The organism is Paenibacillus chungangensis (genome assembly GCF_042675905.1).
Lineage (GTDB): Bacteria > Bacillota > Bacilli > Paenibacillales > Paenibacillaceae > Pristimantibacillus > Pristimantibacillus chungangensis.
Genome location: NZ_JBHTJZ010000059.1, coordinates 1 through 19,323, shown reverse-complemented (window position 1 = coordinate 19,323; position 19,323 = coordinate 1). Strand labels below are relative to the sequence as shown.

General features: G+C 48.5%; 18 protein-coding genes and 1 other annotated feature. Of the genes, 6 read left to right on the top strand and 12 right to left on the bottom strand.

What is annotated here, in order from left to right; all coding sequences use genetic code 11:
* Positions 1–162: 162 nt before the first annotated feature.
* From ACFQ2I_RS19850 to ACFQ2I_RS19820, 7 genes are all read right to left on the bottom strand, one after another.
* Positions 163–1,437, bottom strand: a complete 1,275-nt coding sequence (locus ACFQ2I_RS19850; protein WP_377567338.1) for a Gfo/Idh/MocA family protein — start codon at positions 1,435–1,437, stop codon at positions 163–165.
* A complete protein-coding gene (locus tag ACFQ2I_RS19845) occupies positions 1,434–2,675 on the bottom strand; it encodes a Gfo/Idh/MocA family protein (RefSeq protein ID WP_377567336.1) in 1,242 nt (413 codons plus the stop codon). Before ACFQ2I_RS19845 ends, ACFQ2I_RS19850 begins: the two co-directional genes overlap by 4 nt.
* A 13-nt stretch (positions 2,676–2,688) precedes the next feature.
* Positions 2,689–3,519: a carbohydrate ABC transporter permease gene (locus tag ACFQ2I_RS19840; protein ID WP_377567334.1), complete on the bottom strand. Its 831-nt coding sequence runs from the start codon at positions 3,517–3,519 to the stop codon at positions 2,689–2,691.
* Positions 3,512–4,393, bottom strand: coding sequence for a carbohydrate ABC transporter permease (locus ACFQ2I_RS19835; RefSeq protein WP_377567332.1), 882 nt, complete (start codon positions 4,391–4,393; stop codon positions 3,512–3,514). Before ACFQ2I_RS19835 ends, ACFQ2I_RS19840 begins: the two co-directional genes overlap by 8 nt.
* Positions 4,394–4,471: 78 nt before the next feature.
* Positions 4,472–5,659 (bottom strand): ABC transporter substrate-binding protein, encoded by a 1,188-nt coding sequence (locus ACFQ2I_RS19830; RefSeq protein ID WP_377567330.1) that lies wholly within the window; start codon positions 5,657–5,659, stop codon positions 4,472–4,474.
* Positions 5,660–6,381: 722 nt separating this feature from the next.
* Complete coding sequence (locus ACFQ2I_RS19825) at positions 6,382–7,494, bottom strand: LacI family DNA-binding transcriptional regulator (protein WP_377567328.1); 1,113 nt, start codon at positions 7,492–7,494, stop codon at positions 6,382–6,384.
* Positions 7,495–7,513: 19 nt separating this feature from the next.
* On the bottom strand, positions 7,514–8,191 hold the full coding sequence (locus ACFQ2I_RS19820) for a serine/threonine protein kinase (RefSeq protein ID WP_377567326.1): 678 nt from the start codon (positions 8,189–8,191) through the stop codon (positions 7,514–7,516).
* 231 nt (positions 8,192–8,422) lie between these two features.
* Here ACFQ2I_RS19820 and ACFQ2I_RS19815 point away from each other — a divergent pair, with 231 nt between their 5' ends.
* A complete protein-coding gene (locus tag ACFQ2I_RS19815; RefSeq protein WP_377567324.1) occupies positions 8,423–9,103 on the top strand; it encodes a hypothetical protein in 681 nt (226 codons plus the stop codon).
* 203 nt (positions 9,104–9,306) lie between these two features.
* Here the strand turns inward: ACFQ2I_RS19815 and ACFQ2I_RS19810 are convergent, their stop codons facing one another.
* Positions 9,307–10,977 carry a 2-isopropylmalate synthase gene (locus tag ACFQ2I_RS19810; RefSeq protein ID WP_377567322.1) on the bottom strand — a complete coding sequence of 557 codons (1,671 nt, stop codon included), beginning with the start codon at positions 10,975–10,977 and terminating at the stop codon, positions 9,307–9,309.
* Positions 10,978–11,051: 74 nt separating this feature from the next.
* Positions 11,052–11,306, bottom strand: a binding site (T-box leader).
* A 106-nt stretch (positions 11,307–11,412) separates the two neighbouring features.
* Positions 11,413–11,541, bottom strand: a complete 129-nt coding sequence (locus tag ACFQ2I_RS19805) for a hypothetical protein (protein WP_377567320.1) — start codon at positions 11,539–11,541, stop codon at positions 11,413–11,415.
* A gap of 237 nt (positions 11,542–11,778) precedes the next feature.
* Here ACFQ2I_RS19805 and ACFQ2I_RS19800 point away from each other — a divergent pair, with 237 nt between their 5' ends.
* The 3 genes from ACFQ2I_RS19800 (at position 11,779) to ACFQ2I_RS19790 (ending at position 12,770) form a co-directional block, all read left to right on the top strand.
* Positions 11,779–12,000 (top strand): type II toxin-antitoxin system HicA family toxin, encoded by a 222-nt coding sequence (locus tag ACFQ2I_RS19800; protein ID WP_377567344.1) that lies wholly within the window; start codon positions 11,779–11,781, stop codon positions 11,998–12,000.
* Positions 11,997–12,359, top strand: coding sequence for a type II toxin-antitoxin system HicB family antitoxin (locus ACFQ2I_RS19795; protein WP_377567318.1), 363 nt, complete (start codon positions 11,997–11,999; stop codon positions 12,357–12,359). Before ACFQ2I_RS19800 ends, ACFQ2I_RS19795 begins: the two co-directional genes overlap by 4 nt.
* A 201-nt stretch (positions 12,360–12,560) precedes the next feature.
* A complete protein-coding gene (locus ACFQ2I_RS19790; RefSeq protein WP_377567342.1) occupies positions 12,561–12,770 on the top strand; it encodes an ankyrin repeat domain-containing protein in 210 nt (69 codons plus the stop codon).
* A 265-nt stretch (positions 12,771–13,035) separates the two neighbouring features.
* Here ACFQ2I_RS19790 and ACFQ2I_RS19785 read toward each other — a convergent pair whose 3' ends face one another.
* Positions 13,036–13,605: a DUF6155 family protein gene (locus tag ACFQ2I_RS19785; protein ID WP_377567316.1), complete on the bottom strand. Its 570-nt coding sequence runs from the start codon at positions 13,603–13,605 to the stop codon at positions 13,036–13,038.
* A gap of 417 nt (positions 13,606–14,022) precedes the next feature.
* On the opposite strand from ACFQ2I_RS19785, the gene ACFQ2I_RS19780 reads away from it, so the two are divergent.
* Positions 14,023–15,360 carry an FAD-dependent oxidoreductase gene (locus ACFQ2I_RS19780; protein ID WP_377567314.1) on the top strand — a complete coding sequence of 446 codons (1,338 nt, stop codon included), beginning with the start codon at positions 14,023–14,025 and terminating at the stop codon, positions 15,358–15,360.
* Positions 15,361–15,569: 209 nt separating this feature from the next.
* Positions 15,570–16,019 (top strand): GreA/GreB family elongation factor, encoded by a 450-nt coding sequence (locus tag ACFQ2I_RS19775; protein ID WP_377567312.1) that lies wholly within the window; start codon positions 15,570–15,572, stop codon positions 16,017–16,019.
* A 429-nt stretch (positions 16,020–16,448) separates the two neighbouring features.
* On the opposite strand, the gene ACFQ2I_RS19770 is transcribed toward ACFQ2I_RS19775, so the two are convergent.
* Both ACFQ2I_RS19770 and ACFQ2I_RS19765 read right to left on the bottom strand, forming a co-directional pair.
* Positions 16,449–18,296: an ABC transporter ATP-binding protein gene (locus tag ACFQ2I_RS19770; protein WP_377567340.1), complete on the bottom strand. Its 1,848-nt coding sequence runs from the start codon at positions 18,294–18,296 to the stop codon at positions 16,449–16,451.
* Complete coding sequence (locus tag ACFQ2I_RS19765; RefSeq protein ID WP_377567310.1) at positions 18,262–19,071, bottom strand: MerR family transcriptional regulator; 810 nt, start codon at positions 19,069–19,071, stop codon at positions 18,262–18,264. The genes ACFQ2I_RS19770 and ACFQ2I_RS19765 overlap by 35 nt, the downstream gene beginning before the upstream one ends.
* Positions 19,072–19,323: the final 252 nt, after the last annotated feature.

Below are 19,323 nucleotides of genomic sequence, written 5' to 3'. Positions count from 1 at the left end.
TTCCACCTCGCGATGGACACCCTTGCTCTTGGCTAATGGTTGGCAACTGCAAGCCCCCATAGCGGACTTTCACCGCCTAGCTACGCGCCATGCGTGGCGCACCAACAAGAAGCTCCTGCCCGGCAGAATGTTCTGCCGGGCAGGAGCTATTTTCAATTGGGATCACGATTGCCCTTCCGAATAAAGTTCTTCTAGTTGTACCATTCTATTTTCTGCTCTGGAACGTTCAGCAGCAAATGCCATAAGGTGACTCTGCACCGATTCTTTGGCCGATGTCTGGCTCACACTCGCTCCCATTCCCGCTTCCATGGCATGAACAGTTCGTGCAAAGTCCTGCACAAGACGTCCATCACCGCCTCCATGACCGACGTGCCCTGCAGCTTCTTCAAGCTTTATCCGTTCGGTTCGTCCCGCACCGAAAGGACGAACTTCAATTTCATTGGTCTCCATCGTCGCACGGATCTCACCAGTCGTTCCCATTAGCTTCAGCGTACGGCTAGTCTTCTCTGTGAAGGCACTCATTGTAAATGCCACTGTAACTTCATTATCAAAATCCATAACCACTACTTGATGGTCAACCACATCATTATCGCTTTGGAACACACAACGACCGAAAGGACCTTCTTTCATCGCCTTATACCGAGCTTCAAAGCTGGGATCTGTACTTGCTGCTTCCGCTTTCCACCCGCCATTGTCGATCATATACGTATCTGGCGCATAATATACGCAAGAATCGGCAACCGGGCAACCATCGATACAGTATTCAGGCGCTCCCTCAGGCGCATTCTTCTTGTTGAAATAAGATAAATGCCCATAAGACGCTACGCTCACGCATCTGCCACCCGCGAACCATTGAATAATATCCATATCATGACAGGATTTAGCCAGAATCATCGGACTGGATCTATCTGCACGATTGAAATAACCGCGCACAAAGCTATGCGCCTGATGCCAGTAGCCAACATTCTCATTGTGTTGAATGGACATCAAACGACCGATTCGCCCTTCATCCAGTAATTGCTTGATGGTCCGGAAGAAAGGGGCGTAGCGCAGCACATGACAAATCGTTAGAATGCGATTATGCTTTTCCGCCATCCTCTCCAGCTCAATACATTCTTTCCAGCTTGGCGACATCGGCTTTTCCAGCATCACGTGATATCCGGACTCCAATGCCTTCATTGCCGGAACATAATGATCCTGATCCCGTGTACAAATAAACACAGCATCTGATTGCTTGCCGGCAGCGAACAGCTCATCCCAGCTTTTGAAACACTTCTCCTCCGGAATGCCGAATGCTTCTTTTGCTCGATTGCGTTTGAAGTCATCCGGTTCTGCAACAGACACGATCTTCATCTCATGCGGTTGCTTGTTAGCGTATTCACCATATCTGATTCCTCTGAGACCCGCGCCAATCAATGCAATTGTAACTGGTTTCATTGTAATTCCGCCTTTCCTATTGACCGCAAATCAGGCACTTGAAGCAATTTCCCTTCCTTAATCGAACAATTAGCAATTGCCCCGATCAAGCAAGAGTCCGCCCCCGCCAGACTATCTGCCTGCTGACCAAGTGGATCTTCGACACCACCTGTGAATATCGCCCTGCGCAGCTTCTCATCGCCGCCGCCATGCCCACCATTTTGCGTGGGTACTTTAATAAGCTCTGTAGTACCATCCAGCCTATGGTATGTAATTGTACTGGAATCAACTGCGCTCATATCAGCGCTGCGATATACATTGCCTACCTCCAGCCTTCCCTTGCTTCCATTAATAGCCGCTTTCCAACCTTCATACGGACTGTAGGCAACTAATGAATAATTGAGCAATGCCCCGCTCTCGTATTCCAGATTGACACTCATCGTGTCGTAAATATCAATACGCTCATCGAACAGGCAGCGGTCTCTCCAGTAACCATCTTCATGTTCAGCGCCTACATAATAATCAGCCATGAAGCGATCTTTCGTAATATCTTTATAGAACTCGCAACTTGTTGTGTAATCGCAAGTCATGCATCGCTCGCCCCTGGGTTTGCCTTGATTACCATATACGTTCCGGGAGCCGAATGCCTGTAATTGCTTAGGTCTGCTAGCCAGCCACCAACTGATAATATCAAAATGATGCGTCGATTTATGTACTAGCAAACCGCCGCTATTCTTCATCTCCGAATGCCATCTTCTGAAGTAATCGGCGCCATGATCGCGGTCAAGGAACCATTCAAACTGAATATGATAGACGTCACCAATCGTTCCGGCCAGAATCAATTCTTTCACTTTGGCAAAATAAGGCGCGAATCGCAAGTTAAACGTCACTGTTATTTTCTTGCCGCTCCTCCGCTCAGCTTCAAGAATGGCTCGCGTCTTCTCTTCGTCAATTGTCATCGGCTTCTCGGATATGACATCACATCCCGCCTCAAGCGATTCAATAATATAGTCATGATGCGTATAGTCCGCACTGGCCACCACAACGACATCCGGCTCCACCTCAGCAAGCATTCCATGAAAATCTGCATAGACCGGCACCCCACCACATTCTTCGCTCAACAGCTTGGCTCGCGTCTGATTGGGATCAAACACACCTCTGAAATCCACATCATCCTGTAATTCTGTCGCCATCGGTTTGGCGAACATATATAATGCTCTTCCGCCGGCGCCGACAAGCACATATTTTTTTTTCGTCATCGTTGATCTCTCCTTAGCCCTTCATGCCTGTAGATGCGATTCCTTGCACGAACTGCTTTTGCGCAACTAGATATATAACGACCACTGGCAGCGTAGTAATGACCGCCCCCGCCATAAGCAACGCCTGATTTACATTTTCTGATTTCAAATACAATATCCCAAGCGGCAGCGTATATAACTCTTTCGATTGCAAGTAGATGAGCGGTCCCAGCGTATTATTCCAGGCGCCCATGAAGGTAAATACGCCGAGCGCCGCAAGCGCCGGTTTGCATAGCGGCAAGTAAATTCTGGCGAATATGCCCGGCGGGCTGCAACCGTCTATGACAGCCGACTCGTAAAGCTCCTTGGGCAGCGACTTGATATATTGATGCATCAGGAAAATGCCGAATGCGCCCCCCAGAAAGCTGGGAATAATGAGGGGGGAATACGTGTTCAGCATGCCGAACTGTTTCCAGATGAAATAGGTTGGAATCATAGTCACTTGACCTGGAATCATCAAAGTCGCCAACATTGTAATGAAGATAAGAGTGCGACCTTTGAACTCGAACATGGCTAAGCCGAAAGCTACCACCGCACAGGACAACAATGCCCCGACCATATCCAAAGTAACAATAAAAAAACTGTTAAACGTGTATCGCGCAAAATCTACTTTATTCCATACTTCTACAAAGTTACCGAAATCAATGGGATCAGGAATGAGTTGGGGCGGCATCGCTGCCACTGCACCTGTTGTTTTCAACGATGTTGAAACCATCCAAACGAAAGGAAAAAACATAATAAATGCACCAACAATTAAAAACAGGTAAATCATTATTTTAATCGGCAGGGGAGTCGTCCTAGTCATAATGCACCCACCTTTTCTCAAAGTAACGCTGGAATAATGTCACAGTAAGAATAACAAAGAATAATATCCAGGCCATTGCTGATGCAGGCCCCATCTTGAATAGGACGAACGAGTCTCGATAAACAACCAGATTTGGCACCACACTCTGTGGCGGAAGGCCTACTTGAATACCTCCGAATAAACCAAGGAATACATCAAATGCCTGAAATGCAGATATCGTAGATAAAATGACAACCATATAAACCATTGGCGTCACAATCGGGAAAACAATATGCGTAAGCTGCTTCCAGCCGGATGCGCCATCGATCTGACCTGCTTCCAACACTTCCTTGGGAACATTCTGCATGCCCGCCAGCAAAATAATCATCGATTGTCCTACACCTTTCCACACATTCACAATGGCAACACTGGCAATCACGACAATCCACGACTTATTGTCTATCCAGCGGACAGGATCCATATTCAAAAGACCGAGAAACCAGTTGATCACACCATATTGATGGTTAAACATCCAGGCCCAAACAACACCCCCTGCAAGCCACGGTGTCACAACAGGCATAAAATAGAAAAGTCGAAATAGTGATTTGGCACGAATCGCCTGGTTCAATAGAAATGCGATTAGAAAAGCAATTAAGGTTTGCAAAGGTACAAAAATAAGCGCAAAAGCAAAAACATTGCGCATAGAAATTCTGAACTCATCCTTATTAAAGATGTTGATCCAGTTCGTTAACCCCACCCACTTCGGAGCATTAAACAAATCATACTGTGTAAATGAAATATAGGCCGAGAAAGCAACAGGGAAGATCAGGAACACAACAACATTAATGACAAACGGCAGCGTAAATAGATAACCCCAGTAATTTTGCTTGCGCATGAAAGACCTGCCTTTCTATGCGTTGAAAGGTGCTAGTCCCAGCGAGGCTGCACCTTTCAACATGATAGGAACGATTAATTATTGATTTTCATCCAATACTTGCTGCACACTCTTATGAGCGGCTGCCAAAGCATCTTCTATACTCTTATTTCCGTGTACGATCGCCTCGTTCACTTCTTGCTGGACAAGCAATCTCCATTCTGCCCAGCTAGCGTTCTCATCCAGCGTTACACCAGCCTCGGCCACACCTTCCGTGAAGCCTTTCTTATTCAACGGTTTAGTCGTGCTGTTGTCGAAAACAGTATAAGCGGATTGCTTTACCGGCAGTGACGAACCGCTTTCAGCAAGCATAGTTTGCGCTTCATCACCCAGATAGAACTTCAAAAATTGCCATGCCGCTTCCTTGCTGTCATCCGATGCTCTGGATGAAACAAGCCAGGAATTGGTTACAAACGGCACATAACGTTTGCCATCTACAGCTTTCGGGGCTTTCACTACATCCCAATCGGTATCCGGGAAACTAGAGTTAATAAGCACTTGTTCACTGTACTGCATCATGTACAAAGCCGCTTTGCCAGTTGCAAACACTTCTCTTGTACCGCCATTGGCTTTCAAATAATCATTATTTGTGAAATAGCCTTCTACAATGCCTTGACGCAATTGCTCCAATCCTTCAGCTGTTTTCGGATCATCAAGCATCGATTTGGTTTTGCTATCATCAAGAACCATACCGCCTGCTTGCTTGATCCACGGGAACCAGCCCGTTGCAATAGCTGTAGATGCGATAAAACCATATTGTTTCACATTATCGCCTTCTTTGATCGTCAGCTTCTTCGCTGCTTCTATCAAATCCGCATATGTCCAATCATCTGTCGGCAAGTCAACATTGGCCGCTTCGAATACACTCTTATTGTAAGCCAGTGCCACTGAGTTGATGCCGTGAGGAATTCCCCACACTTGGCCATCAGACGTCTCTGCCGAGAATAAAGCATCGACATACTCAGAAGCATTCAGATCACGCTCAATATAAGGCTTCAAATCTTCAGCGACCCCGCGTTTGCCATAGCCCAGAATGGTTGCATTTTCTTGAAACCATACATCCGGCATCGTGTTTCCCGCAATTTGCGTAGCGATCTTGGACGTAAAATCTCCCCAAGGGGCATCTTCAATCTTTACTGTAATATGCGGATGCGTTTCAATGAACTTGTCAATGATCTCTTTCTTTGTCACTTCATAACTGCCCGGTAGACCAATCGTTAACGACATTTGCTTCTGAGGCTCCTCCGACGGAGCAGAAGAATCATTCCCCGGTGAAGCGGGTGGGGGATTATTAGAACCGCCTCCGCCAGAAGAACATGCTGTGAATACCAGAACCAACGCTAACATCATAATCCATATAGCAGACCGCTTTTTCAAAACATACCAACTCCCTTTTCATTGAATAAGTTGTATCAAATCAAGAAATCGGTTACATTCAAAGTTTAATACCTGCAATCGATTTCCATGTTCTTGGACTAACAGCTTCTAGCAATGAGCGGATTGAAATCGTTATGACACCTTTTTCAGACCGATGATTAAGCTTTCTGAAAATGAAGCGCTTTCACTTCTGAGGCGAATTGTTTCTCCGCAACATAAAACCTCCCCAAACAGGCAGTATTATTGTAGATGACTGCGTTTTTGCGGTTTCGGCAATATTCTCCAGATTCCCTTTACCATAACACATTGTTTCAACATGTTTCCCCTCCTTCAGAAATCGATTTCTTTTCAAGCGAGAACAAGTTGTTCTTTCTCATAGTAACGTAATCTAAAAATAATTGCAACATACATTTTAAATTTCTGTTAACAAATATGACTTATTGCTTGTGAATAATAGGTTCTTACGAAATACAAACGTTTGTATTCTACTCGTATATTTGACGAAATAACACAAGGGCTTGACCCAGCAGCAATACTGCTGCTGGGTCAAGCCCTTGCGATACCGAATACGATTAAATCTTGCGCACCGATGCTCTCTCGGTTATTCGGGATTCAATTCCTACCTCCTGCCATTCGGCACCTGGAAGAAGTAGGCTGTCATCGGTCAATAGATCCATTGACCGCATGACCAAATCTTTGATATCCGGCCCTACCGACGTTAGTGGAACATCATACAATTGCTCCATCTCCGGTATATTGTCGTATACGATAAGTGACAGGTCTTGCGGAACTTTCAGACCGCGATTGCGAATGACATGCAGCACTTGAAGCAAGAACCCATGGCTGTCCACAACCAATGCTGTTGGACGCTCAAGCGATGGAATATGGAGTAGTCTGTCCAGACGTTCTGCAATTGTTCCAGCATCATGCCTGGCAGTTGTAATAATCCATTCCGGACGGTATTGCATCTGAAAATCCAGCAGTCCCAATGTAAAGCCCGTCAGCTTGTCTGTCTCGTCTCCAATGAACATAATCCGGTTATGCCCCGACGCTGCAAGATGATGTACGGCCTTGTATATCGCATCTTTCCTGTCAATTGAGATCCGATGCACACCATCAATATTAGCTCCGCCCACAACGACAAACTGGCCGCGCACATGAGAGACCGCTCTATAAAACCGTTCCGTCGGAACCCACTCAGGCACTGCCCATAGCAAAATTCGATCTACAAAGTGTTCTGTCAGCACGCGCAGCGCCGATTCCGCATCGGTCGATGAAGTAAGCAATGAAAATTCTCTCTTATCCGCCTCCTTCTGTAACCCCTTACATAAGTGCGAGATGAAATAGCCATGGAGCTCTGGGCATACGAAACCGATGCAGGAAGACAAGCGTTCCGTTAACCGCTTTGCTGCCAAATTGGGAATATAATTCATCTCTTCCGCGAGTGCGGCAATTTTCTCACGAGTTGCCAATCTAACACGGGGATCCCCATTCAACGCCCTCGAAACTGTCCCGTACGTCACTCCTGCTCTTTTGGCAATATCCTTAATCGTTACCTTCATCCCGTCTTCTCCTTGATTATGCGAATTTGATTGGCTGCGGATATCGCCGGCTTGAGCCAATATTCCTCTCTGCTGGAAATCGATTTCCGACATCATTGTAGCACCATGTCCACCGATGTTCAATAATTTTCTCCTGCCTTGCTCACTTCAGAAAACGGGAAAACAGCGCGCTGATGCGTCCAGCGAATTCCTCCAGACCGGAGCCTGCTTCATCGAGCTTGTTATAACCGTTTCTAATGGAATCAACAAGCCAAAATGGCAGCTTCTTGCCCGCAATGCTGGAATAAAACGTCTCGTACGCCCATACCAGATGCTCCCATCGCTTGTCATCGCCTTCCAGAGCATATTCCGACACGTCCAATACCTTTGCTCGTCCGTCCTGAATAATCACGTTTTTCAGATGTATGTCCCTTGGATTCAATCCCCGTTCACGTACGAGTCTTCTGGCTTCCTCAACGTCCCGCATAACCTGCTCTGGCACCACGATGCCTTGCAGCAGACAATCCAATAGCGTCGGTCCCGGCTCATAGCTGATAACCAAGTAGTTCCGCCCTTCACCGTAGCAGATAGGGAAATATGGGATGCCTTCCAGCCGCTTATATACTTCCCGTTCCCTGCTCTTCTTGTGCAGCGCTTCTTCTGTGTACAATTTGAAAGCTAAGTTTGGCGCCTTGTCATGCACGAACACAGCGGCGTCCGTTCCTACACCGATACAGTGAAGCCCATCCGCATAACCCGTTATATGAACCTCTTCATTCCGGTCATTGCCCTCTACCTTGATGTTGTCCAGCGCTTCTTCCGCTTCTCTCCACTTCTGCATGCTGGCGTCCTCCCCCAGGAATCTGCAACGGATTACGATTATCTCTTTCTTTCTTAGTTCGATACTACAGCAAAACAGTTATAATAGCTATATCCGGCCAACTCTCTTGTTCTGAGCCGATAATCGCACTGTGACAGCCATCGCTAACCAGTTCGGGCGATCGGCCTGCAACCTTTCACAGTAAAAACGACGTCTAATCTAATACGTACACTTATACGAGGAGGATTCATAATGAAAAAATGGCTTGTTATAGCACTCTCAACACTAATACTGGCTGCCGGCTGCTCCAATGCAAACGGAAATGACGAACAAGGGGCACAGTCGGAGAGCCCCTCGACTCCTGCCGCAACAGCAACGCCCGCTCCGCCAGCCTCTACCCAGGAGCCGGTCACGACAACTGAAGAGCCGCAAGTCGCAGCCACTTCGGAAGAAGCGGCCGCAGCATTAATAGCGGCGCTGAAGGAGAGTGATCTGGTCACTCTCCAATCGTACATTCATCCGGAGAAGGGACTGCTCTTCTCGCCATATGTCCATATCGACACGGACACCGCACAAGTGTTCCAGCGCGAAGAACTACCGGATATGGAGGACGCGACGGAGTATGGGTGGGGCGAATACGACGGAATAGGCGATCCGATCGAGCTGACCTTCAAGCAATATTATGAGAAGTTCGTCTATAACCAAGACTTCATGAACGCGGAAGAAATCGGCTGGGACGAAATTAAAGGAAGCGGCAACTCAATTCCCAACATAAAGGACGTATATCCCGACAGTTATCTGGTCGATTACTACTTCAGCGGATTCAACGAGGAATTCGAAGGAATGGATTGGGAAAGCTTGATTCTGGTGCTGGAGGAGTATAACGGTGGATGGTTCATTGTAGCCATCGCCCATTCGCAATGGACGATATAACGTAGATTGGGATGGCGTCCCTTTACTATTCTCGTCCGGCTCGCTCGCACCTTTTCGGCGCTCCAGTGTAGGTCACCTGCACTATTCCCGTCGCATGAATAGCACGCGAAAGAACCTCGCTTCGCTCTGACGAAGACGAGGTTTTCGCGATCAATGACTCTCAACACGTTCATACTAAGCCAGCATATGTCTTGCCGAGCCAATTAACCCTTGGCGCGCAGCAGATTGTTGACAGCGCTGAACAGCGCCTTCACGGATGAAGTCATAATATCGACATCGGTGCCGCAGCCCCAATAGACGACGCCGTCTGCTGCCGTAACGCCGATATAAGATACCGCCTGCGACTTGGAGCCGCGTTCCAGCGCATGCTCCTTGTAGACCAGATCGGAATAGGTAATGTCAAGCTCTGCCTGAAGCGCATTGCTGATCGCATCCAGGCGGCCGTTGCCCGCTCCTGAGATATCTATCGCAGCGTCGCCGTCGCTCTTGATCGTGACGACGGTCTTGAAGTCATCATCGTCCGTATAACGGTACTTCACGAACTCGACCGGCGACTTCAAGTTGACATAAGTGTTCAAGAAAATATCGTAGATTTCCTCCACCAGCAGTTCTTGCTGCTTCTGATCGGACACATTTTTCACGCAATAGCCGAAATTCTCGCGCATGAGCGGCGGCAGATCCAAGCCGTACTTCTGCTGCAGCAAGTACCCGATGCCGCCTTTGCCAGACTGGCTGTTAATGCGGATGATATCGCCCTCGTATTCTCTTCCGATATCCTTCGGATCGATCGGCAGATACGGAACGGACCAGTGCACGCACTCCTTCTCCTCGCGCCACTTCATGCCCTTCGCGATCGCATCCTGATGCGAGCCGGAGAAAGCGGTGAAGACTAACTCACCGCCGTATGGCTGGCGCTCGCCTACTTTCATCTTCGTCAACCGTTCGTATACGGCAATAATCGCCGGAATATTGTCGAAGCGGAGTTGCGGATCCACCCCATGGGAATACATATTGAGAGCCAAGGTGACGATGTCCACATTGCCCGTGCGCTCCCCGTTGCCGAACAGCGTGCCTTCCACGCGCTGCGCTCCCGCCAGCATAGCCAGCTCGGCATCCGCCACGCCCGTTCCTCTGTCGTTGTGCGGATGGAGAGACAGGATCACACTGTCGCGATAGTTCATATGCTTGCTCATATATTCAATCTGGCTGGCGTACACATGCGGCATGGACATGGACACTGTGGCCGGCAGGTTGATAATGACCGGATTGTCCGTCGTTGGCTGCCATACGTCCAGCACACTGTTGCAAATATCTAGCGCGAAGTCGATCTCCGTGCCCGTAAAGCTCTCAGGCGAATACTGGAACTGGAAGTTGCCTTCCGTCTCCTCGGCACATTGCTTCAACAGCTCCGCTCCGGAAGTCGCGATCGCAATGATCTCTTCTTTGGACTTGCGGAACACTTGCTCCCGCTGGGCCACGGATGTGGAGTTGTACAGATGGACGACGGCTTTTTTCGCGCCTTTCAGCGACTCGAAGGTTTTGCGAATAATATGCTCTCTCGATTGCGTCAATACCTGGATCGTCACATCGTCCGGAATGAGATTCTGCTCAATCAGCGTGCGCAGGAAAGTGAATTCCGTCTCCGAGGCTGCCGGGAAGCCCACCTCGATCTCCTTGAAGCCGATATCAACAAGCATTTGGAAATATTCCAGCTTCTCCTCCAAATTCATCGGAACGACTAACGCCTGATTGCCGTCCCGCAGGTCGACACTGCACCAGATCGGCGGCTCTGTAATGTATTCCTTTTTCGTCCACTCCAAGCTCGTCTCAGGCGGCATAAAATACCCTCTTGCATACTTCTGGTCATTTTTCATGCTAATCATCCTTTTCTTTAGAGGTGCTTGCACATGTCAGTCGTCTTCAAAATAAAAAAGCCCTTCGTCTCTAAAAAAGAGACGAAAGACTTTGACATCTTACGCGGTACCACTCTCATTCATACCATAAGGTATGCGCTCAAGCAGATAGGCGTTCATACGAAGCGCTATCCGCCCTGATGATAACGGCCAGGTCCCGGCTCCGCTTACTTCCTTCGTTCAGCGGGCTACTCCAAGGCGAGTTCCGATATTCTTCACGGCTGTTTCGCACCGGCCAACAGCTCTCTGAGCGTTCAGAAAATCGTACTAGTCCTCTTCGTCGTATTTCAATATTGCCCCTATTTTATAACACATGGCCTCCATTAGCAAGAGGATATTAGCAACTATTTCACTCGTTCGACGATTCTGCAGCAATTGCCGCACGGCCAGCTTCGTCTAGTCAAGCGCATCGTCAAGTGCTGGCGCTAATGTATCCGCCTTGCCGAACAGATCGCCGACATGGCGATCCACTTTCATACGAAGGATATCGTGCTCTCCACCTAGGGGAAGTACGAACTTTGTCAACTATTTGAACAGCCGCCGTATCCCCATCCTGCAAGCTTCTCGCTCAAATAACAGCAAAACTCTTTATTAGCGGATTGTATCGTATCCACCATTGTTGCACCTGCCTGCGGTATACCATGCCATAAATAAGGGCAAGTATGAAAAAATTTTGACTTCAGCTGAAATTATTGCATATAATAGTATCAGGTGGTGATACTACGGAATATGAATAATAAATAGCAAAACACTTTAAATAAGATACATGAGGATCCGGTTAGGGCAGACATTACATGGGATGATATAGAATCATTATTTCGCGGGCTTGGTGGAGAGATTTCGGAAGGCAAGGACTCTCGAGTTCGCGTTAAATTGAATGGTCGAAAAGCCGTCTTCCATCGTCCTCATCCCGAAAATGTTACTGACAAAGGTGCTGTTAAGTCGGTAAGGCGATTTTTAGAAGAGGCGGGTGTAACTATATGACTACTCTATTGGAGTACAAAGGTTATGTTGGGAAAATTGAAATTGATTTTGATGCACAAATACTACATGGAGAAGTGATGTATCTAAGGGATGTAATCACGTTCCAAGGTAAGACTACAGAAGAGATTCAGCAGGCATTTCGGGATTCAGTTGATGATTACCTTGAATTTTGTGAGACAGAAGGTGAAGAAGCAGAGAAGCCATTTTCAGGAAAGTTCATTGTCAGATTGACAGCAGAGCAGCATAGACTAGTATCAATAGCCGCTATGGCTGCAGGTAATAGTTTAAATGCATGGGTATCGGAACATTTATCTCGTGATGCAGAAAAGGAACTTAAAGATCGAGGAATTTCACTTTAAAATATCCTGGAGTATAAGTCTCAAACATGAATATAAGGCCCCCCATTCTGGGTGGCCTTAAAATTTACGATTGGATTGTTGGATTGTCAGCATTAAATCAGACAACTTTTTAAAGGGCGTCTTCCTTTCTCCCCTATCACTGCATTCTTTTCGCAACAAGTTATGGTTGGATGAAAAAATGCATGGACTTATACAAAAACTATTAATTTCACATACCCATGTGGTAGAGGTCACACAAGTGTACATACTGCAGCTTTCCACGATGACAATGTTGCATTGATCAAATTGTTGTTAGAACATGGTGCTGATGTCGATGCCAAAGTGGAAGATGGCAATGATGCAGTATCCCTTGCAAAGGAAAGAGGCAATCTTCGAGTTGCGGAACTACTGGAAAGCAGATTCGAAAACTAATGAGATAATAAGGCCTTTCGAAGATGGGCGACTGCGTTAAGAGATGGACTTTTATCGCTTATAAGGATTTGGATTCGAGCATATCGAAAATTTATAAATTCTTATGACAAAGAGTTCCGCAAAGTAGACATGACTACTTTGCGGAACCCTTTATAATTAATCAGCCTCCAATGTCCCTGTATGATGCCGATGAACTCTACAGCCAGCGCCGTATTGGGCCGAATTGCCCATGATCTTGCCCCATGGCTGGTTGCTTCGGGCCAATTCAATCCTCTTCGCTCGAAGCCCACTCATAATACTCGCCCGCCAAGTAGTCATGGAATCCCCAGCCTATTCCATCCGTATCATTGACGATTTTCAGAAGGCGCGCATTGAATAAGGCACGCTTCGATACGCTGTCGCCTATTTTATTCAGCACGCTCGTATACATCGATTCCATACTGGAGTAGAATGCCTCCGAAATATCACCGTATGTAACAGTGAAATCTACACCCTGCTCAACGTAATAAATCATCAAATCAAGCGTCCGCAATTCATCGTTGCTTAATTTCTTGAACTCTGATATAGCGCTTTTGGCCTTGGCCAGCCTCAGCTTCCCGTATCCTTTCAGCGGGAAAAATTCATTCTCAATCTGTTTCCGTGCATTCTCATACAACTCTTGTGTCGCATCTTCCGGATGAAGCAAAACATGAATGTAATTTTTCACGTCTTTGCTTGATTTGTAACAATCGACCAGCATAGTGATCAACGCATCCTTCTCATATTGCTTCAAAGCCTTCTTAATCTCGGGTATGGATGGCTTCTTCTTTCCCTCTTTTAAGGTTGATTGGCTCATTTCACTACTCCCCTTATTAGGACATATTCCTCATAATCCGTATTCTCTGTATATTAGAATAATTGCTTAGTCTTATCAATTCTTTATACCAGCTTTATCCCAGCTTGAATAACAAGTTTGCACCTTCGCACCTCACTTATGTGAATTTTGTCACATATTCACCCTTGCCAAATCCAATCCGATCGCATAAGATAATAAGCAAGACAAGGTTGTGAACTATTTCACAACTGAAAAGGTTGCCTGATTTCGGCTTCGTATCACGTAAGCGTAGTCGAGTTGAATGGAGAAACTGGCGGCCGGTACAGTTTGATTTCAGATTTACCGTATCTCCAAGGCAGTACATTTGCTGTATCTGTTCATTGCTTGTATTGTGAATTTATTCACAATAATGACATTCCCCTTAGGAGGCGTTATGTTATGACAACGAAAATTGCTGTGATTGGATGCACGCATGCCGGAACTGCCGCGATTACGAATATGGCTCGCCTGTACCCCGGGGCCGAGATTACTGTATTCGAGCGCAATGACAATATCTCGTTCCTATCTTGCGGTATTGCCCTTCATGTCGGCGGCGTCGTCAAGAAAGCGGAGGAGCTGTTCTATTCATCGCCGGAGCAGCTGGCCGAGCTTGGTGTCACTACTCTCATGCGGCATGATGTGCTTGCAGTGGACAGCGACACGAAAACGTTGCGGGCACGCAACCTTGTCACAGGCGAAGAAGGCATTCACAGCTTTGACAAGCTGGTCGTGACAACGGGATCGTGGCCCATCATTCCAGATATGCCCGGCATGAATCTGGATAACCTTTTATTGTGTAAGAACTATCACCACGCCCAGACGATTATCGAAAAAGCAGAGCACGCGGAACACATTGCGGTTATCGGGGCCGGCTATATCGGCATCGAACTGGTGGAAGCGTTCGAGATGAAAGGAAAGAGAGTTACGCTCATCGACAATATGGACAGAATCCTCTTCAAGTATCTGGACCGTGAATTTACAGATGCTACCGAAGATGTGCTAAGGTTAAAAGGCGTTCAGCTCGCGCTCGGACAGACCGTCACTTCTTTCCTTGGCAACGAACGCAACGAAGTGACCACTGTCGTGACGGACAAAGCGCAAATTGAAGCCGATCTGGTCGTATTATGCATCGGCTTCCGTCCCAACACCGAATTGCTGAAGGGGCAAGTGGATATGCTGCCGAATGGCGCTATACTCGTCGATGAATATATGCGTACGAGCAAGCCTGACATTTTCGCTGCCGGTGATAGCTGTGCTGTTCATTACAATCCCACCGGACAGCACGCCTATATCCCGCTCGCCACCAATGCAGTACGCATGGGAACGCTCGTCGCGCGTAATTTGATGGAACCAACGGTGAAGTACATGGGAACTCAGGGAACTTCGGGCCTGAAGCTGTACGACGCCAACATGGCCTCGACCGGCATGACGGAGACGGCGGCGCTTGCTGCGGGCATGAATGTGAAAAGTATCACAATCGAGGACAACTATCGGCCGGAGTTCATGCCCACTTACGAGCCTGTTACCTTGAAGGTCGTCTATGAGGCGGAAACCGGACGTATCGTCGGAGCGCAAGTGATGTCGAAGATCGATCTGACGCAATCGATTAATACGCTGTCCGTATGTATTCAGAACGGCATGACGATGGACCAGCTCAGCTTCGTCGACTTTTTCTTCCAACCACACTACAACAAACCGTGGAATCTGCTTAATCAGGCTGGATTGCAAGCTATGTAGTGAATGACAGCCGTTCACATTTCCATGTTCGTACAAAGATAGCTGGAAGACTCATTCGGGCTATCTTTTTTTGATGGCCTTGATACAATAGTAGGAAGGCCCGTTCCAAGCGGGGTCTCTATCTATAAGGAGGTAATTTGTCATGCTATACCTTTATGATGTCAAACAAAAGAACGCTGCGTCAAAACGTATCGGAGGTGAAATCTACTATGAACCGTAGTTCCATCTCATCTTCCTCTTCTTGCAACTGGCAAGAAGCTTTAAGGAAGCAACTGGATAACCTGGTGAAGGAGCGCTCCAAGCTGCTTGAAGCATCCTACCATCAATTGAGCAAGGAGCGGAAAGCAACCGAGCAGTTGCTGGACAAGTATACCGATACCATCAAGCAATTGCTGGATAACGACGCCCCTATTGCAGACGGTATGGTTATGATCGGAAGCAAGGTTGAATTGGAATATTTGGAATATCAAACGACGGACACCTTCATCATCGCATTTCCCCATGAGACCGATCCCGAAGAAGGCGTTATCTCGTTCCTGTCACCGATCGGCAGTCAGCTACTGCTTGCCGCGATCGACTCCGTCGTCTCCATTCATACGCCGGCTGGCGCCATGCAGGTTCGAATTATATCAATCACGCACAGCTGGAACGGTAGTTGACATATGGTGACTAATCAATCCTCGGGACGGGAATTCAAGGGCTTCTGTCAATTGGCATCCTACTCGCCTACCACTGCAAAATTACACATGTCCGGGGCTAGAGCTTGGAAAGTAGCTGGTGTAGAGGCTTCAAAGCAAGTGACATCAGTTGGCGCGTGGAAAGCAGCTGGGTTGAGTGCTCCTAGACATATGACATCGATTAGACTCAGGCGCAGGAACATCTGAGGCTGCAATTTTCTTTATACTATCTACTTTCTACTTTCACCGACACAGGTCCGGCCTCTCCTGAAAGGGAGAGGCCGGTTGATTAGAGAACCAGCTTCAGATCGCCCAGCTCCATATCGATAATAAGCGCATTAGACCAGCCCGTTCAAGCATAAGACTGCGTGTCTCCTCCTCGGAAGCCCTTGCTAGCATAAATAAATGCCATTACGCTTGCAGCACCTCATTATCAATGAATTGTTGGTGTACCAGCTTCGCATACAGCTCGTGAGACTGCAGCAGCTCCATGTGCGTGCCTTGTCCGGACACTTCACCGTTCTCCAGTACGATAATTCTGTCCGCATTGCTGATCGTCGCCAGCCGATGCGCGATGACGAGTGTCGTGCGGTCTTTCATTAACACTTGCAGCGCATCCTGAACGAGCTTCTCCGAGCCGCTGTCCAGATGGGCGGTCGCCTCGTCCAGCAGCAGAATCTCCGGATCGCGGAGCAAGGCCCGGGCAATCGCAAGCCGCTGGCGCTGCCCGCCCGACAGCTTGACGCCGCGCTCGCCGACTTCCGTGTCCAATCCTTCCGGAAGCGTATCAAGGAATTCGCTCAGATTAGCGCCCGCTATCGCGTCCCTGACCTTGCTGTCCGGCACGCCGTCAAGCCCGTAGGTCAGATTGTGGCGAATGCTGCCCGCCATCATCGGGCTTTCCTGCGAGACGTAGGCGATACGGCTCCGCCACTGCTCCAGCGGCATAGATGAGATCGCTTCTCCGCCGTAGCGAATATTCCCTTGCCCCGGCAGGTAGAACCGCTCGATCAGCGAGAACAGCGTCGTCTTGCCCGTTCCGCTGGGGCCCACGATAGCCGTCATGCCGCCCGGCACCGCAGATAGCGATACATTTTGCAGAATGGGACGGTCCGGCGTATAGGAGAAGCTCACGTTATGAAAAGCCAGCTCGGCTCGATGCTGCCCTGCAGTCCCTATGGCGGACGACCGCTCTAGTTGGTTGTTGCCCGACAACTGCTGCGACGGCATAGCATTCCCGATCACAGCATTTGCGGCTCTGCAGCTTGACATGCTTGCGCCATCCTCCGTCTCTTCCTTCAACAGCTCCAGAATCCGGTTCGAAGCGCCCATCGCCTTCTGGAATTGCGTGAAGAAGGAAGCCATCTGCGTGAATGGCATGACGATCTGGAACATCAGCAAGATGATGGCGACGAGATCGCCGGACGTAATCTGGCCTTGCGCCACCCGCACGCCTCCATAGCCGATCAGCACGACCAGCACTAGCAGCATCACCGTCATCATTAACGGGGTAACGATGGACATAATCTTCGCTTCCTTCAGTCCGAAGCGGAACAAGCTGGCGATTCGTCCGCTGCCCTGCCGTTCCTCCACTTTCTCCGCCAGAGAGGCTTTCACCAGCCGAATCTCCGTAAGTACACGACCCAGATCGCCCTGCAACAACGCCGTCTCATCTTGCATCGCCTTCGATACGCTGAACATCTTGCTGCCCAGCGGCCACAGGACCAGGAGTGCAGCAGGTACGGCCGCCAACATAAGCAATGTCATACGCCAGTCGATATAGAGCAGGATCGATACGCCTCCGATGACCGAGATGATGCCGCCAAGGAACGAGATGACATGGCCTATAATGAACTCTTTAATGACATTCGTATCGTTCGTCACCCTGCTCATCGTCTCGCCGGACGTATTGTTGTCGAAGAAGGGAACAGGGAGCCGGATGACCCGTTCCCACAGCTGCCTGCGCATACTGGAGACAATGTACTCGCCCACATACGACATCGTATAGACAGAGAAGCCCGACATGGCGGTCTGTACGATGAATACGGAACCAAGCAGCACGATTGTCATCGTCTCCAGCGCGGATGCCGACATTTGCTCTACAAGCGTCTTCGTCATAAGCGGGACAAGCAGAGACAGCAGAGTCTCTCCTATCCCCAGCAGCACTGCGGCAGCAATGATCCATTTGGCCGGACTGTGCGATCGAATTAACGACAGGAATCCTTTAACGTCCAAAGAGATTTCCTCCTTCTTCTTTATCTGCCAAATAGGCCATTACCTCTGAAATGAATTGCTCATCCTCTTTCGCAACATGCTGAGGGAATATGCTGGGGTCCAGGAAGGTCTCATCCGATTCCAAAATTTCCAGGCGCTCCACTTCCTCCTCCGACATCTCGCTAATAATAGGGCCGATTAGTTCCCTCATCATCTCGACAAGCTGGAGCCCCGTCTGAACGACTTCAGCATCTTGCGGCTGCTTGCCCGCCTTTCCGAGCTCGGTCAGCTTCACCATCTGGACCAGCATTTTGCGCTCCGTATCGAGTCTTTCCTGATTCGGCTTGCCATCCATATAGATGGCGTCGATCAGGGTGGAAGGCATGAGACGGGAGAGATACTGACGCTGCTCCTCCTCATGCTGCACGCTATGTATCAGGGTGAGCAGCAGCCCGTTGTCCAGCGTTCCCGTTCCTTCCACAATGTGGCGAATGCGATCCAGCTTGGAGATCACAGCATCGATCTGCTTCTGCTTCATGCGGAGCAGATCGTATTGCTGATCCAGCGACTGCTGCAGATTGATGCCGGGGTCTGCCAGATGACCGGCTATATCCTCCAGCGAGAAGTCCAGAAATTTCAGCGTCAATATTTTTTGCAGCTGCAGCAGATCTTCATCCTTATAGAAGCGGCGGCCATGCTCGTTGCGCCAGGACGGCTTGAGCAGGTTCTGCTTGTCATAATAGCGAAGCGTCCGCCCGGTCACACCTGTCAATTTCGCGAATTGTCCAATGGAATATACGTTATCTCTCTGTTCGTTCATCTCTCTCAACCTCCTGTTGAGAACAGCATAACACTTGACGTAACGTCAAGTGCAAGCGCGATTTGTTAAGTATTTGTCGAGCGATTAAGATAAACGCCTGACGGCGTCCTGCTCTCTTGCTGCGCACGCCCCCTTTTCGGCGTTCCAGTGTAGGATTCATCAGTAGCGTTGCATAAAAACTAACACAATAATTAATCTGAATTGTCAGAAAATAATTTCCCGTGGACAATGGCCAAAAACGTTAGGGGTCTT